Annotated in this window: 12 protein-coding genes; 8 read left to right on the top strand and 4 right to left on the bottom strand. The window is 73.1% G+C overall.

Translation table 11 applies throughout. From position 1 onward, the window contains the following. Window positions 1-51 precede the first annotated feature (51 nt). The gene (locus ACIO5D_RS02155; protein ID WP_400654951.1) at window positions 52-423 is read left to right on the top strand and encodes a nuclear transport factor 2 family protein; all 372 of its coding nucleotides are present in this window, start codon (window positions 52-54) and stop codon (window positions 421-423) included. Window positions 424-502: 79 nt separating this feature from the next. Here ACIO5D_RS02155 and ACIO5D_RS02150 read toward each other — a convergent pair whose 3' ends face one another. Together ACIO5D_RS02150 and ACIO5D_RS02145 are read right to left on the bottom strand one after the other, a co-directional pair. Next, window positions 503-1006 (bottom strand): MarR family transcriptional regulator, encoded by a 504-nt coding sequence (locus ACIO5D_RS02150; RefSeq protein WP_400654950.1) that lies wholly within the window; start codon window positions 1004-1006, stop codon window positions 503-505. Window positions 1007-1088: 82 nt separating this feature from the next. After that, window positions 1089-3209 (bottom strand): MMPL family transporter, encoded by a 2121-nt coding sequence (locus tag ACIO5D_RS02145; RefSeq protein WP_400793738.1) that lies wholly within the window; start codon window positions 3207-3209, stop codon window positions 1089-1091. Window positions 3210-3479: 270 nt separating this feature from the next. Between ACIO5D_RS02145 and ACIO5D_RS02140 the strand changes: the two genes are divergently transcribed. Next, on the top strand, window positions 3480-3683 hold the full coding sequence (locus ACIO5D_RS02140; protein WP_363610337.1) for a hypothetical protein: 204 nt from the start codon (window positions 3480-3482) through the stop codon (window positions 3681-3683). A gap of 109 nt (window positions 3684-3792) precedes the next feature. On the opposite strand, the gene ACIO5D_RS02135 is transcribed toward ACIO5D_RS02140, so the two are convergent. Beyond that, a complete protein-coding gene (locus ACIO5D_RS02135; RefSeq protein ID WP_400793639.1) occupies window positions 3793-6912 on the bottom strand; it encodes a phosphocholine-specific phospholipase C in 3120 nt (1039 codons plus the stop codon). A 305-nt stretch (window positions 6913-7217) separates the two neighbouring features. On the opposite strand from ACIO5D_RS02135, the gene ACIO5D_RS02130 reads away from it, so the two are divergent. The 5 genes from ACIO5D_RS02130 (at window position 7218) to ACIO5D_RS02110 (ending at window position 11924) form a co-directional block, all read left to right on the top strand. Continuing rightward, a complete protein-coding gene (locus tag ACIO5D_RS02130) occupies window positions 7218-8492 on the top strand; it encodes an ABC transporter substrate-binding protein (RefSeq protein WP_400793637.1) in 1275 nt (424 codons plus the stop codon). A 50-nt stretch (window positions 8493-8542) separates the two neighbouring features. Further along, on the top strand, window positions 8543-9457 hold the full coding sequence (locus ACIO5D_RS02125) for a sugar ABC transporter permease (protein WP_363610386.1): 915 nt from the start codon (window positions 8543-8545) through the stop codon (window positions 9455-9457). After that, window positions 9454-10287 carry a carbohydrate ABC transporter permease gene (locus ACIO5D_RS02120; RefSeq protein ID WP_400654943.1) on the top strand — a complete coding sequence of 278 codons (834 nt, stop codon included), beginning with the start codon at window positions 9454-9456 and terminating at the stop codon, window positions 10285-10287. The genes ACIO5D_RS02125 and ACIO5D_RS02120 overlap by 4 nt, the downstream gene beginning before the upstream one ends. A gap of 61 nt (window positions 10288-10348) precedes the next feature. Next, window positions 10349-11533, top strand: coding sequence for an ABC transporter ATP-binding protein (locus ACIO5D_RS02115; protein WP_400793636.1), 1185 nt, complete (start codon window positions 10349-10351; stop codon window positions 11531-11533). A gap of 121 nt (window positions 11534-11654) precedes the next feature. Beyond that, entirely contained in the window at window positions 11655-11924 is a 270-nt protein-coding gene (locus tag ACIO5D_RS02110; protein WP_363610347.1) for a GlsB/YeaQ/YmgE family stress response membrane protein, read from the top strand. Window positions 11925-11947: 23 nt separating this feature from the next. On the opposite strand, the gene ACIO5D_RS02105 is transcribed toward ACIO5D_RS02110, so the two are convergent. Further along, window positions 11948-13918 carry an amino acid transporter gene (locus ACIO5D_RS02105; RefSeq protein WP_400654940.1) on the bottom strand — a complete coding sequence of 657 codons (1971 nt, stop codon included), beginning with the start codon at window positions 13916-13918 and terminating at the stop codon, window positions 11948-11950. 288 nt (window positions 13919-14206) lie between these two features. On the opposite strand from ACIO5D_RS02105, the gene ACIO5D_RS02100 reads away from it, so the two are divergent. Continuing rightward, a complete protein-coding gene (locus ACIO5D_RS02100) occupies window positions 14207-15787 on the top strand; it encodes a N,N-dimethylformamidase beta subunit family domain-containing protein (protein ID WP_400793634.1) in 1581 nt (526 codons plus the stop codon). The last annotated feature ends 73 nt before the right edge of the window (window positions 15788-15860 follow it).

The raw sequence follows: 15860 nt of genomic DNA, 5'->3' as shown, positions 1-15860 counted from the left end.
TTGGTCCCGCCCGTTGGCGGTGGCGTCACGAGAACGAAATGAGAACCCGGCATGGAACAGAACATCAGCGAGACGGCGATCCGGTGTCTGCGGCGGCTGGAGGAGTACGACTTCGCCGGCGTCCGGGCGATGTGCACCGACGGGGCCACCGTGTGGCAGAACGACGGCAAGGCGGAGCAGGCGATCGACGAGCGACTGGAACAGTTCAAGTCCTTCGTCACCACCCTCGATTCGCTGCGGTACGACGTGATCCGCCAGTTCCAGAATCCGAACGAGGTGCTCCAGCAGCAAGTACTTCACCTGGCCATGGCCGACGGGTCCCGCAGCGAACTCCACACCGCGGTGTACTTCCGGTTCGACGGCGGCCTCATCGACCGGATCGAGGAGTACGTCTACACCGTGCCGGCGGGCACGCCGGGATAGTCGGGCGGCGGCCAGGTGGCCGCGCGGCAGCCGGTCGCAACCGTGCCGTCCATGCCGCCCGTTCGGCGTCCGGCACCGCTCAGCGCGACCGGCGCAGCTCCTCCAGCTCACCGGTCATCCGGCCGAGGAAGCGCGCCACCGCGGCCAGCTCCGCCGCGGTGAACTCGCCGCGTACCGCCTCGGTCCGGCGCGCCACCGGGGCGAACCACTCGGCCGCCATCCGCCCCGCCCCCGGCAGGTAGTGCACCAGGACCTGCCGGCGGTCGGCGGCGTCCCTGGTCCGCCGGACGTGCCCGGCCCGCTCCAGCCGGTCCAGCACGGCGGTGACCGCCCCCGAGCTGAGCGCCAGCTCCTCGCCCAGCCGGCCGGGGGTGATCCCGCCCGGCCCGCCGGCCGGGCCGGGCGCCGCCCGCATGACGGCGAGCAGCGCCTGGACGTCGGTCGCGTGCAGCCCGCTCGCGGCGGCGAAGCCGTGGCCGAGCAGGTTCATCTCGGAGGCGAGGTCCTGGAGCAGCCGGCCGAGTACCGGGGTGTCGGACGGCCCCGGGGGCGGCGGGGTCGTGATCGGCTCCTGCTCCGACAAGGTCATCTTCTCCGGTCGCGGACGGCGTTCCTACCCGTTCAGCCTAACGGCCGGGATAGCGCCGGACGCGGCCGCCGGCCGCTCACACCTGGTCCGCGACCGGCTCCCGGACGGCCTGGCGGACCGTCACCGGACGCGGCCGGGCCGGCCACCAGACCCGGTCGCCGAGGTCCCGGACCAGCGCGGGCACCAGCAGCGAGCGCACCAGCAGGGTGTCCAGCAGCACGCCGAACGCCACGATGAAGGCGATCTGGGCGAGGAAGGCCAGCGGGATCACGCCCAGCGCGGCGAAGGTCGCGGCGAGCACCACCCCGGCCGAGGTGATCACCCCGCCGGTCGCCGTCAGGCCGCGCAGCACCCCCTCCCGGGTGCCGGCCCGCAGCGCCTCCTCGCGCACCCGGGTCATCAGGAAGATGTTGTAGTCCACCCCGAGCGCCACCAGGAACACGTATCCGTACAGCGGCACCGAGGGGTCGGTGGCCGAGAAGCCGAACACGTGCGGGAAGACCAGCGCGCTGACCCCGAGCGTCGCCAGGTAGGAGAGCGCCACGGTGGCCGCGAGCAGCACCGGGGCGAGCAGCGAGCGCAGCAGCAGCACGAGCACGGCGAGGACGCAGACCAGCACGACCGGCATGATCAGTGTCCGGTCGCGCTCGGCCGTGACGCGGGTGTCGTACTGCTGCGCGGTGTACCCGCCGACCAGCGCGTCCGCGTCCGGCACCGTGTGCACGGCCTGCCGCAGGCTCCGCACGGTGGCGATCGCGGCGTCGCTGTCGGCCGGGTCGGCGAGCGTGACGTCCAGCCGGACCTTCCCGTCCACCTCCTTGGCCGGCCCGCCCGGCGCCCCGCCGGTGTACGGGCGGACGGCCGCCACCCCGGGGACGGCACCGGCCGCCGCGGTGACGGCCTCGGCCCGCCCGGCGGCGGCGATCACCACGGCCGGGTTGCCGGAGCCCCCCGCGAAGTGCGCGGAGAGCAGCCGCTGGCCGGCCACCGAGGGCTGGGCCTTGATGAACAGTTCGGTCTGCGGCACCCCGCCCGCGTCCAGGGTGGGCGCGAAGGCCGCCAGCCCGGCGAGGACGGCCAGGCTCACCGCCCAGGTCGCGCGCGGCCGCCGGCCGACCAGCCCGGCCACCCCGGCCCAGACGGCGTGCACCGGTGCCCGCCCGTCCGCGGCCGGGCGGGCCGGCCAGTACGCGGCGCGGCCGAGCAGCACCAGCGCGGCCGGGAGGAAGGTGAGCGCGGAGAGCACCGCGCAGCCGATCCCGATCGCGCCGACCGGCCCGAGCGCCCGGTTGTTGGTCAGGTCGGAGATCAGCAGCACCAGCAGGCCGAGGGCGACGGTCGCCCCGGAGGCGGCGACCGGTTCGACGGACTGCCGCCAGGCGGTGCGCATCGCGGCGAACCGGTCGCCGTGCAGGTGCAGTTCCTCGCGGAAGCGGGCCGACAGCAGCAGCCCGTAGTCGGTGGCCGCGCCGATCACCAGGATCGACAGCAGCCCCTGCACCTGGCCGTCCACCCGGACCACGCCGTGGTCGGCGAGCAGGTAGACCAGCGCGCAGGCGATGCCGAGGGCGAACACCGCGCCGAGGATCACCAGCAGCGGCAGCAGCACACTGCGGTAGACGGCGAGCAGGATCAGCAGCACCACCCCGAGGGCGACACCGAGCAGCAGCCCGTCGATCCCGGCGAAGGCACCGCCGAGGTCGGCCAGGATCGCGGCCGGCCCGGTCAGGCCGACCGTGGAGTCCGGGACCTGCCCGGCGAGTTCGCGGACGGCCCGGACGCTGTCGCCGGTCTGTCTCCCGAGGTCGGAGCGGAACTGGACGACGCCCTGCAGGGCCCGGCCGTCCTCGGCGGGCACGGCCGGCGAGACCCGCCCGGTGGCACCGGTGACGCCGGCGGCCGCGCGCAGCACCTGCTCGGCGGCGGCCCGCTGGGCGTCGTCCACGGCTCCGGTGCGGCTCTCCCAGACCACGATCAGCGGCATCGCGGCCCCGGTCTGGAACTCCCGTCCGAGTCTCGCCACTTCGGTCGACTCGGCGCTGCGCGGCAGAAAGGCGGCCCGGTCGTTGGTGGCGACCTGGGAGAGCTTTCCGGCGTAGGAGCCGAAGGCTCCGCCCAGCCCGAGCCAGACGACGAGCAGGGCCAGCGGGATCAGCAGCCTGGTGCGGCGCCGGACGGCAGGGGGGGCGGTGAGCATGGCGGGAACGCCCTTCGCGCGGGGGCGGGTCACGGACAGCGGGATCATATCTCTCGATGATCGAGAGACTTCACCGTCGAGAGGCCTCCCGCCCCGTCGGCGGAGCGGCCACCGGGAGCGCGCACCCGCCGAGGGCCTCCGGGATCCGGACACGCAGATTCACCCGATCGAGTGGCGGTTGGTGCGCATAGAAACAAATCGGCCCGGACACACTAGTCCATGGCTGACCCATCAGCCTCAACTCACACCCTCACCATAGGAGTTGTTCCCATGGCCCTCCCCATCGCCGACGCCAAGACCCTCAAGTCCGCCCTCGCCGTGACCGTCGACCAGGTCAAGACGTGGCACTCCCTCACGTTCGCGACCGTCCAGGACGCCGTGACCTTCGTCAACCTCGCGCCCGCCCAGGGCGCCGGGGAGTTCGGGTTCTCCTACCGCCCGGACGGGCAGGTGGACGCGATCTACTTCCTCTGAGCCCTCGCGGCACCGACGGCCCCGGGCTCCGACCCGGGGCCGTCGCCCCGCCCGGCCCGGCCCGCGCACCCCGGTGGGTGCGCGGGCCGGGCCGGCACGGCGGTGGGGGTCAGCCGGCGATGGGCCCGGTGTCGAGGCGGATGTGGTCGACGGCCCAGTACCAGTTGTTGCCGGCGTCGTACATCCGGAACTTCAGGGTCACCGTACGGGCGCCCGCCGGAACGGCGAACTGCTTGGTGACGAAGGCGTTCTGGACGTCCTTGCCGGCGTTGTCGTTGCCGGTGGCGTCGCTGCTGTAGCTGAGCAGGCGGATCTCGGTGCCGTTGTCGAAGACGGCCGTCACGGCGGCCTTCTGCGGAGCCTCCTGACGGTAGTGCGAGTCGAAGGCGAGGTACAGCGTGCTCGCGCCGGACGGGAGTTGGACAGCGGGCGAGACCAGGGTGGAGTCGAAGACGCCCTTGCGGGACGGCGCGCCGGTGTCGTCCCAGTCGTCGGGGTCGGCGACCGCGAGGACGCCCAGACCGCGGGTGAAGTTGCCCCGGTCCTGGCCGGCCGGGGTGGACCAGGCCCGCTTGGTGTGGAAGGTCCAGCCCTGGAGCCGGACGGTGCCCTGCGGCATGCCCGGCGCGTTGACCACCGACCAGCCCTGCGGGGCCTGCGGGGTCCAGCCGAGCACGCCGTCCAGCGGCTGGAGGGCCCCGGCCAGCGACTCGAAGTCCTCGCCGAGCAGGTGGCCGGCCATCGTGGGGGCGGTACGCGCGGCGATCTCGCCGTCGGCGACGGCGAAGCGGTTCCCGGCCAGTGCCCGGGCGGTGACCAGGACGCGGTGGGTGGCACCGTCGGGCAGCTGGGCGGGCGGGGTGACGTCCCATTCGGCGGTGCCGGTGGCGCCCGCCGCGAGCGTGGCGGGCGGCGCGGTGACGGCGGTGACCGTCCAGCCGGCCGGGACGACCGGCTGTGCCTCGATCGCGCTCAGCGCGGCGGCGGCGGTGAACCGGGCGCTGATCCGGGCGGGCCGCCCGGGCAGCAGGACGGCCTCGTCGATGGTGGTGGAGGCGGCCCTGAGGGCGACCTCCAGGGCGAGCGGGTCGGACAGGCCCAGCGCCGGGTCGGTGACGGTCCGCTCGTCCCACGGGAAGCGGCCGGCGATCCGGCGGCGGAAGGCGAGGTCGCCGCGGACGGCCACCGCGACGTCGTACCAGCCCTCCGGGCCGACGGTCAGGTTGACGGTCTTGTCGTCGCCCGCCGCGACCCTGACCTCGCGCAGCCCGTCCCCGTAGGCGAGGTCGCCGACCAGGAAGGTCTGGGCGGTGCGCGAGCGGTTGATCACGTCCACCTCCAGCACCTTGCCGTTGCGCTCCTCGGAGAGCGAGACCTCGTACGCGGCGGCGGCGTCGCCGCGCAGGTGCCAGAGCGCGCCGTTGGGGCCGTGCACGCGCAGGTCGTAGCCGTCGGGCCCGACCGTCCAGACGTCCGAGAGCCGGTTCTTGGCGCCCACCGTGTAGTGGCGGGGCGCGCTGCCGGGCTCGGGGTAGACGGCGAAGACGGCGCCCTGGCGGCCCTGGTTGATGAAGTCGACGGTCAGCTCGTTGCCCTTGAGCTTCGGCTTGACCAGCAGGTTGTACGGCGCGGGCCGGGCGGTGCGGGTGCCGCGCTGCTGCTGCGGGAGGACCTGCGGGCTGGGCACGGTGGGGGCGGGCAGCTTGCCGGTGTCCACGACCTTCTGCCGGTTGCCGCTGGTGTCGGGCAGCTCCGGCCAGACCGGGTTGCGGCCGGAGAAGTCGAAGACGTTGGTGAGGTCGCCGCAGACGGCGCGCCGCCAGGGGCTGATGTTGGGCTCCTGGACGCCGAAGCGCTGCTCCAGGAAGCGCAGCACCGAGGTGTGGTCGTAGACGGTGGAGTCGACCACGCCACCGCGCGTCCACGGCGAGACGACGACCATCGGCACCCGGACGCCGAGGCCCATCGGATACGGGCCGGAGACCACGGTCTCCCCGGCGGGCAGGGTGTCCGACCAGGTGAGCGAGCCGTCGGCGGCCTTCACCCGGTACCTGCCGTCCTGGCCGACCACCCGGTGGTAGGTCGAGCCGCCCTTGCTCACCCGGACCACCACCTCGCCGTCGACGGAGACGGTCGACTTGCCGCGCCCGGCCGCCAGCGGCGGGACGGGCGGCAGCTGGTGGTCGAAGAAGCCGCCGTGCTCGTCGTAGTTGAGGATGAAGACGGTCTTCTCCCACACCTCGGGCTTGGCCGCCAGCGCCGCGAGCAGCCGGGCCGTCAGGTGTTCACCGTTCGGCGGCGCGTAGTTGGCGTGCTCGGAGAGCGCGGCGGGCGCGATCAGCCAGGAGACCTGCGGCAGCCGGTCCGCCTGGACGTCGGCGGTGAACGCCTCGACCAGGGCGTCGCCCATCGCGAACGGGTCGTTCTTCTTCGCCGGGTCGCCGACGGCGCGCATGCCGCGCTCGTACAGCGGCTCGCCCGGCTTGGCCTTGACGAAGGGTGCGAACCAGGCCAGCGCGTTGTCGTCGAAGTTGTCCAGCGCCTGGTACGTCTTCCAGCTGACGCCGGCCCGCTCCAGCCGCTCGGCGTAGGTGGTCCACTCGTAGCCGCCGGGGATCTCGGTGTTGTCGGTCACCGGGGTGTCGCGCACGGTGCCGCCGCTGGTGCCGGTCATCAGGTGCTCGCGGTTGGTGTTGGTGTTGCACTGCACCGACGCGTAGTAGGCGTCACAGGTGGTGAACACCGAGGCGAGCGCGTTGTAGAACGGCATGTCGGCGCTCTCGTAGTAGCCCTGGCCGAGCCAGCCGCTGGCGCGGCGGGTGACCGAGCCGTCGGCGAGGCCGTCGTTCCAGGCCTTCATCGAGTCGACGAAGCCGAAGGCGGGGGCGCCCTGCTGGTACGCGTTGGTGTGTGCGGCGTTCATCGGGAACGGCAGCAGGTGCCCCTCCTTGCGGCCCGGGTCGGGCTGGTGGAACACCGAGCGCCCGTTGACCCCGCGCACCGCCGTCCGGTCGCCGAAGCCGCGCACGCCGGGCAGTGTGCCGAAGTAGTGGTCGAACGCGCGGTTCTCCTGCATGAACACCACGACGTGCTGGATGTCCGCCAGCCGGCCGGGCCGGGCCGGCGCGGCGAGCGCCTCGCGCACGCTCAGCGGGAGGGCGGACAGCATCGCGGCCGCCGCCGCGCCGCCGAGCAGGGTGCGGCGCGACAGTTCGGGCATCGGACTCATCGGGGGGTGACTCCTTGTTCGCGGACGCTGGGCCACCGTTCGGCCCAGACCCGTTATGTCTATGCGCCCCAGATGGACGGGACCGGCGTGTTGGATGGCGCTTCGGTGACGGCCCGTGGACTCCAAGCTGTCCAGACAACTTGACGACCGAACAGGCCTCCGCACCGCCCCTGACCGGCCCCGGACGGCAGCCGTCCCCCCTCCGCCACCGGACCCCGGCCCGGCGTGTCACCCCCGAGGTCACACTCCGCGTACGCGCCACCCCCTAGCGTGTCCTCCCGCAGGACGCCGAGTTCGGGAGTGAGATGCCGAGGAGCCGCAGAAGCCCGCGCCGGGCCGCCCGGCCGGCCGCGCTCGCACTGGTGCTGGTGCTCGCCGCCTGTGGCGGCGGTGGCGGCGGAACCGGCCCGACCGTCCTGGAGTGGTACAACTTCCCCGACGACTCCGGCGCCCTCCAACAGGCCGCCGACACCTGCGGCCAGGCCTCCGGCGGCCGCTACGAGATCCGCTACAACAAACTGCCGCGCACCGCCGACGGCCAGCGCCAGCAACTGGTCCGCCGGCTCGCGGCGCACGACGCGGGCGTCGACATCATGGGCCTGGACGTCACCTGGGCACCGGAGTTCGCCGAGGCCGGCTGGATCCGCGAGTGGACCGGGGCGCTGAAGGAGCAGGCCCGCGCCGACACCCTGGCGGCCGCGCTCACGACGGCCACCTGGAAGGACCGGCTCTACGCCGTCCCGTACAACTCCAACACCCAACTGCTCTGGTACCGCGATGACCTGGTGGCCGGCCCGCCCCGCACCTGGGGCGAGATGCTCGGCCAGGCCGAGGCCCTGGCCAGGGCCGGAAAACCGCACCATGTCGAGGTGCAGGGCGCCCAGTACGAGGGGCTGACGGTCTGGTTCAACACCCTGGTGACCAGCGCCGGCGGCACCATCCTCACCCCGGACGCCTCCGCCCCCTCGCTCGGGGCGCCCGCCGTCACCGCCGCGGGCATCATCCGGGACCTCGCGCGCTCCCCCGCCGCCGACCCCTCGCTCGCCAACCAGATGGAGGACCAGAACCGGCTGGCGATGGAGTCCGGGACGGCCGCCTTCGAGCTCAACTACCCCTTCGTCTACCCGTCGATGAAGGCCAACCGGCCCGCGCTGTTCCCGCACCTGCGCTGGGCGCCCTACCCGGCGGTGACCGCGGACCGCCCGGCGAGCGTCACGATCGGCGGCATCGACCTCGCCGTCGGTGCCTACGGCCGCCACCCCGAACTGGCCCACGAGGCCACCCTCTGCCTGCGCAACCGCGACAACCAGCTGGTCAACGCGCTCAAGGGCGGCCTGCCGCCGTCGCTGCGCAGCCTCTACACCGCCGCCGAGCTGACGGCGAGCTACCCGTTCGCCGCCGAGGTGCTGACGGCCCTGGACTCCGCCTCGGTCCGGCCGCGGACACCCGCCTACCAGAACGTCTCGATCGCCATCTCGCACGCGCTCTCGCCGCCCTCGGCGATCGACCCCGAGAGCACCGTCTCCTCGCTGTCCGGCCAGATCGAGGACGCGCTCGCCTCGAAGGGGCTGATCCCGTGACCAGGCCGCCCACCGCACCCACCACGCCCGAAACACCCAAGGCACCCACCGTGCCCACCACTCCCACCGCGACGGAGCGGCGGCTCTCCGCGGGCTCCCGCCAGGAGCGCCGGCTCGCCTGGCTGCTCTGCGCCCCGGCGGTGGCCGTGATGACCGCGGTGACGGCCTATCCGGTCGGCTACGCCGTCTACCTCTCCCTCCACCGCTACGACCTGCGGTTCCCGCAGCAGGCGGAGTTCATCTGGTTCGACAACTATGCCGCCGTGCTGACCTCCTCCTTCTGGTGGCAGGCGCTCCGGGTTACGGTGCTGATCAGCGCGGTCTCGGTGACGATCGAGCTGGTCCTCGGTCTCGCCCTGGCCCTGGTGATGCACCGGGCGGCGTTCGGCCGGGGCGCCGTACGCACCGCCGTCCTGGTGCCGTACGGCATCGTCACCGTCGTCGCCGCCTACTCCTGGCAGTACGCCTGGACGCCCGGCACCGGCTATCTGGCGGCCCTGCTCCCAGCGGGCAGCGCGCCGCTCACCGACCACTGGCAGGCGATCGGCCTGATCATCCTGGCCGAGATCTGGAAGACCACGCCGTTCATGGCGCTCCTGCTGCTGGCCGGGCTGGCGCTGGTCCCCGGTGAGACGGTCCGGGCCGCGATGGTGGACGGCGCGACCTTCCGGCAACGGCTGCGGCTGGTGATCCTGCCGCTGATGAAGCCGGCCATCCTGGTCGCCCTGCTGTTCCGGACCCTGGACGCGTTCCGGGTCTTCGACAACATCTACATCCTGACCGGGGGCTCCAACGACACCGGCTCGGTGTCGATCCTCGGCTACGACAACCTGTTCACCGCGCTCAACCTCGGCATCGGCTCGGCGATCTCGGTGCTGATCTTCCTCTGCGTGGCCGTGATCGCGCTGGTCTTCATCAAGGTGTTCGGCGCCGCGGCGCCCGGTGGCGGAACGGAGCGCCGATGACATCCCGCCGCACCAGGACGCTCACCGGCTGGGGGGCCGTCAACCTGCTGGTGGTGCTGTACGCGCTGTTCCCGGTCTGGTGGATCGCCGCGCTCTCCTTCAAGGACCCGGGCACGCTCGGCGACGGGGCCTTCGTCCCGCGCCAGTGGACGCTCGCGAACTACCGCGGCATCTTCCGGACCTCGGAGTTCACCCGGGCGCTGGTCAACTCGATCGGCATCGCGGTGATCGCGACCACCATCGCCGTGGTGCTGGGCACCATGGCCGCCTACGCGGTGGCCCGGCTGCGCTTCCCCGGCAAGCGTCTGCTGATCGGGCTGTCGCTGCTGATCGCGATGTTCCCGCCGATCTCGCTGGTCTCGCCGCTGTTCGACATCGAGCGGCTGCTGGGCCTCTTCGACACCTGGCCCGGCCTGATCATCCCGTACACGACCTTCTCGCTGCCGCTGGCGATCTACACCCTGTCGGCGTTCTTCCGGGAGATCCCGTGGGACCTGGAGAAGGCGGCGAAGGTGGACGGTGCGACGCCCGCGCAGGCGTTCCGGCTGGTGATCGCGCCGCTGGCGGCGCCCGGTGTGTTCACCACCGGGATCCTGGTCTTCATCTTCTGCTGGAACGACTTCCTGTTCGCGATCTCGCTCACCTCCACCACCGCGGCGCGGACCGTCCCGGCGGCGATCGCCTTCTTCACCGGCAGTTCGCAGTTCGAGCAGCCCACCGGTTCGATCGCCGCGGCCGCCGTGGTGATCACGGTGCCGATCGTGGTGTTCGTGCTGCTGTTCCAGCGCCGCATCGTGGCCGGCCTCACCGCCGGCGCAGTCAAGGGATGAGCCCGGTCGGCGGGCGCGTCCAGGGATGGGTCCGCCGGCCGGCGGACCGGGAAGGCAGAGCGTGGCCGAGATCGTCCTCGACGGGATCACCAAACGCTACCCGGACGGCTCCGTCGCCGTCCACGACTTCAACCTGACCGTCGCGGACGGCGAGTTCGTGATCCTGGTCGGCCCCTCGGGCTGCGGGAAGTCCACCACCCTCAACATGATCGCGGGCCTGGAGGACATCACCGCGGGCACCCTGCGGATCGGCGGCCAGGTGGTCAACGACCGCGCGCCCAAGGACCGGGACATCGCCATGGTGTTCCAGAGCTACGCGCTCTACCCGCACATGAGCGTCCGCCAGAACATGGGCTTCGCGCTCCGGCTGGCCAGGACGGACAAGGCCGTCATCGCCCGCAAGGTCGAGGAGGCCGCGCGCATCCTCGACCTCACCGAGCACCTGGACCGCAAGCCCGCCAACCTCTCCGGCGGCCAGCGCCAGCGGGTCGCCATGGGCCGGGCGATCGTCCGCGCCCCCAAGGCCTTCCTGATGGACGAGCCGCTGTCCAACCTGGACGCCAAGCTCCGGGTGCAGATGCGCACCCAGATCTCCCGGCTGCAGCGCCGGCTCGGCACCACCACCGTCTACGTCACCCACGACCAGGTCGAGGCGATGACGCTCGGCGACCGGGTGGTGGTGATGCGCGGTGGCCTGGTCCAACAGATCGGCGCACCACAGGAGTTGTACGACCGTCCGGTCAACCTCTTCGTCGCCGGGTTCATCGGCTCCCCGGGCATGAACCTCCTGAACGCCACCGTGGAGCAGGACACCCTGCGGACGGCGCTGGGCGACCTGGCGATGGCCGACCCGGTCCGGCGCCGGCTCGCCCGGGCCGGCGCGCCGCGCCGGGTGATCGTCGGCATCCGGCCCGAGCACTTCGAGGACGCGGCCCTGCTGGAGCGTCCGCACGGCGGCCGGACGGCGACGGTGGACGTCGAGGTGCTGGAGTCGGTCGGCTCGGACGTCTACGTCCACTTCACGGCGGAGGGCGAGGCCCTCACCCCGGGCGCCCTGGAGGAGTTCGCGGCCGAACGGAAGGACACCGGGGCCGGGGCCGGGGCGCGAGGGCGCGAGGTGGTCGCCCGGATCGGCACCGCGACCCGGGCCGTCGAGGGCGGCCCGCTGGAGCTGTGGATCGACACCGACCGGCTGCACGTCTTCGACCCGGACAGCGGCGCCAACCTGACCCTTCCGGAGGGCTGAGTACGCCGGCGGGCGGAGCCGCCGACATGCCCGAACGGCCGATCCGGGCGATCATGGGGAAACCGCGCGCCCTCGCGCGGTCGGTGCTCCGTCCCGGAAAGCCCGGAAAGGGTGGAATGCGATGTTCCAGCTCCTGTGGATCCTGCTCATCGGTTTCGTGCTCGGTGTGCTCGCCAAACTGATCCTCCGCGGACCGCAGTCGATCCCCTGGTGGCTGACCATGCTGCTCGGCGCCGCCGGGGCCTGGCTCGGCAACGCGGTGTCCGGCTGGATCGGCGTCCGCCACACCTCGGGCATCGACTGGATCCGCCACCTCCTCCAGATCGGTTTCGCCGTCGCCCTGGTGGCATTCGTCGCCCCCGCCTGGAGCAAGTCACACCCCCGCCGGTAGCGCCCCGGCCGCCTCCGCCGGGCTCAGGCGACGTGGACGCGGGGGCGGCGGTCCCGGTCCGGTTCGGCCTCGCGCAGCACCTCGCGGGTGACGGGCGCGACCTCGCCGTGGCCGAACAGGAAGAACCGCAGGAACTGGGCGAGCGGGTTGCCCTCGGTCCATTCGAAGTAGATGTGCGGCCGCTGGCCGGTGAGGTCCCGCACCCGGAGCAGCAGCGCGGCCAGCGCGTTCGGGACGCTGGAGCTCTGCAGCGCGAGCACCCGGTAGCGGTCGTGCAGCACCTCGCCGCGGACCGTCAGCTCGGCCTCGAAGTCGGACGGGTCGAGCACCGTGACCTCGACGAAGACCAGGTCGTCGTCGGCGGGGATGTCGTTGTCGGCGCGGATCTGGCGGCTCTTGTCACGGTACTCGGCGAGGTCCCGGCTGTTGGGCTCGTTGGCGATCAGCCGCAGCGGGCGGTGGGTGTAGTCGCGGACGAAGCGCTCGGCGACCTCGTCCAGCACCACGTCGGTGACGCGCAGCTCGAAGGCCCGCTTGAGCCGGGAGAGCAGCGAGAGCAGCATGATCCCGGCGATGAAGCAGGCTCCGATCTTGACCCCGTCGGGCCGCTCGGCCACGTTCACCGCCGTGGTGTAGACGAAGACCGTGGCGATCACGGCGAACGCCGCGGTCCAGCGGTGCTGCTGGGCCTTGCGGGCGGCGATGGTCACGGCGATGGCGGCCGAGCTGATCAGCACCAGCACGCCGGTGGCGTACGCGCCGCCCTGGGCGTCCACGCTGGCGTCGAAGAGCCAGGTGACCAGGAAGGCGATGGCGGTGAGGACGAGCACGGTCGGGCGCACCGCCCGGGCCCACTGCGGCGCCATGCCGTAGCGCGGCAGGTAGCGGGGCATCAGGTTGAGCAGCCCGGCCATCGCCGAGGCCCCCGCGAACCAGAGGATGGCGATGGTGGAGAGGTCGTAGACGCTGCCGAAGGCGCTGCCGAGGTACTCGTGGGCCAGGTAGGCGAGGGCCCGGCCGTTGGCCGGGCCGCCGGCCTTGAAGGCGTCGGCGGGGATCAGCAAGGTGGTGATGAAGCTGGTGGTGATCAGGAAGACGCTCATGATCAGGGCCGCGGTGGTGAGCAGCTTGCGGGCGCCCCGGATCCGGCCGGTGGGGCGCTCCTCGGTGTCGTCCGGGTCGCCCTCGATGTGCGGCATCACGGCGACCCCGGTCTCGAAGCCGGAGAGGCCGAGTGCCAGTTTGGGGAAGACCACCAGCGCGACGCCGATCATCGCGATCGCGTTGCCGTGCTCGGCGGTGAGCCCGTTCTTCCAGTCGGTGACCACGTGCGGGGCGTGCAGCACCTGCCAGAGACCGGTCACCACCACCACGACGTTCAGCGTCAGGTAGACCGCGACCAGGAACACCGCCAGGCCGATCGCCTCGCTGAAGCCCTTGAGGAAGACCCCGCCGAGCAGTGCGATCAGCACCAGGGTGATGAGCACCTGTCTGCCGCCGAGGACGCCGCTGAGATGGGGGTTCTCCACCAGGTGGGCGGTGGCGTCGGCCGCCGACAGGGTGATGGTGATCATGAAGTCGGTGGCGGCGAACCCGAGCAGCGTCAGGACGAAGAGCTTGCCCTTCCAGAACGACAGCAGTCGTTCCAGCATGGCGATCGAGCCCTGGCCGTGCGGGCTCTCCTGGGCCACCCGCCGGTACACCGGCAGCGCCCCCAGCAGGGTGACCGCCACCAGCACGATCGTCGCCACCGGGGAGAGCAGACCGGCCGCGAGGGCGGCGATGCCGGGCTGGTAGCCGAGTGTGGAGAAGTAGTCCAGACCGGTCAGGCACATCACCCGCCACCAGCGCTGGACCCGGTGCGCGGCGGGGGCCTCGGCGTGCGGGCCCGGGTGCTGCTTGGCCAGGTCGACCAGGCCCTCCAGCAGCCACGCCCGCAGACGCTGCCGTCCCGACGGAGTGCCCCCCGGATCGGCCGAAGCTGACGAGCCCACGTACACCCCTGTCCACGACTCCGGCCGCCCACGGCTCCGGACCACCTGGCCGCCGTACGGACGGCCCGGTCAGGCTATGTGACGGGGCGACCGGTCCGGCGGAGGGCGGCCGCGCGCGTCGCGCCCGCGGTGCCCTGAACGGCCGTCACGGCGGGGCCGGGAACGGTGTGGTGACACGGTGTGCTGAACCTTCGGCGCGCCGGAGCGCGGCGGGCTCCGGCCGGAGCCGCGACCGGCAAGGATGACCGCGCGGGTCGGCGGGGGCGGCCCGGCCGGGTGAGCGCGAACATGAGGGAGACGGTAGTGGCGGAGCGGCGAACGCCCGGGAGCAGGCGGCACTTTCTGGGGCTGGGACTGGCCGCCGCGGCCGGTGTCTGCTCATGCGGCACCCGCCGGCCGGACCCGGACCCGCAGCCCTCGGCCGGCTCACCGAGCAGCGGTCCCGAGCCCGCGCGGACCGGCCTCCCGTCGGAGAACTCGGCTCCCGGCTCGGCCGACTGGGAGGTCACCAACCCGGGCCCGGCCCACGCGATCGAGGGGTTCGCGGACCGGGTGAGCGTGCTGCCGGGCGAGGGTTTCGGGCTGCATGTCTCCACCGCGGCCGCCGCGTTCACGGTGTCGGCGTACCGGATGGGCTGGTACGGCGGTGCGCGGGCCCGGCTGCTCTGGCGCCGTGCGCACGTGCCCGGCGCCCGGCAGGCCGCGCCCCGGGTCGACGGCCCGACCAGGACGGTGCTGACCGGCTGGCGGCGCACCCTCGCGGTGGACACCGCCGGCTGGCCCGAGGGCGCCTATCTGCTCCGGCTGGACGCCGAGGACGGATCGGGGCAGCGGTACGTCCCGCTCACCGTCCGCTCGGCGGCCACGGCCGGGCGGACGGTGGTGATGAGCGCGCCCGCCACCTGGCAGGCGTACAACGAGTGGGGCGGCCACAGCCTCTACAACGGGCCGACCGGCGGGCTGGCCACCCGCTCGCTGCGCGTCACCTTCGACCGGCCGTACGACTACGACCACGGGGCCGGGCTCTTCCTGGTCTACGAGGCGCCGCTGATCGCGCTCGCCGAACGGCTCGGGATCCCGCTGGCGTACACCACCGGGATCGACGTCGCCCGGGAGCCCGGGCTGCTGCGCGGCGCCACCGCCGTGCTCTCGCTCGGCCACGACGAGTACTGGTCCCCCGAACAGCGCGCACAGGTGACCGCGGCCCGGGACGCCGGGACCAACCTGGCCGTCCTGGGCGCCAACTGCTGCTACCGCCGGGTCCGTTTCGAGCCGTCGGAGCTGGGCCCGGACCGGGTGGTGGTCTGCTACAAGGACGCCTGGCAGGAGGATCCGGGCTACCGGGCGGGCGCGCCGGCGACCACGGACTTCCGGGCGGGGCCGGGCGCCGACCCGGAGAGCTCGATGCTCGGCGTGATCTACGACGGCTACCCGGTGGACGCCCCGTACGTGGTCGGCTCCCCCGGGCACTGGGTCTTCGAGGGGACGGGCGCCACCGCCGGGGCGTCCTTCCCGCACCTGGTCGGCGTCGAGTACGACCGGGTGAACACGGCCTTCCCGACGCCGCGTCCGATCGAGATCCTCGCGCACTCCCCGGTGGTCTGCGAGGGCAGGCGCTCGTTCGCCGACACCGCCTACTCCACCCTGCCGGGCGGCGCCGGGGTGTTCGCCACCGGGACGATGCGCTGGGTGGAGGCCCTGGACGCCCGGGGGCCGGGCGGCAGCAGCGCCGACCACGGCATCGACGCCCGGGCCGGCGACCTGGTCCGCAAGGTCACCGAGAACGTGCTGCGCGCCTTCGCGGCGGGCCCGGCCGGATCCGCCCGCCCCGCCCGGGACAACGTCCGGGCCGTGTACGGCCGGGAGTGAGACCGGCCGGGGGCAGGGCCGGGACGGGGCACGCGCGGCCGTGGCGCGGACACGCCTTAGACTCGCACGGCCG

Source organism: Kitasatospora sp. NPDC087315, from assembly GCF_044744345.1.
Lineage (GTDB): Bacteria > Actinomycetota > Actinomycetes > Streptomycetales > Streptomycetaceae > Kitasatospora.
This window is presented reverse-complemented; position numbering and strand designations above follow the sequence as displayed.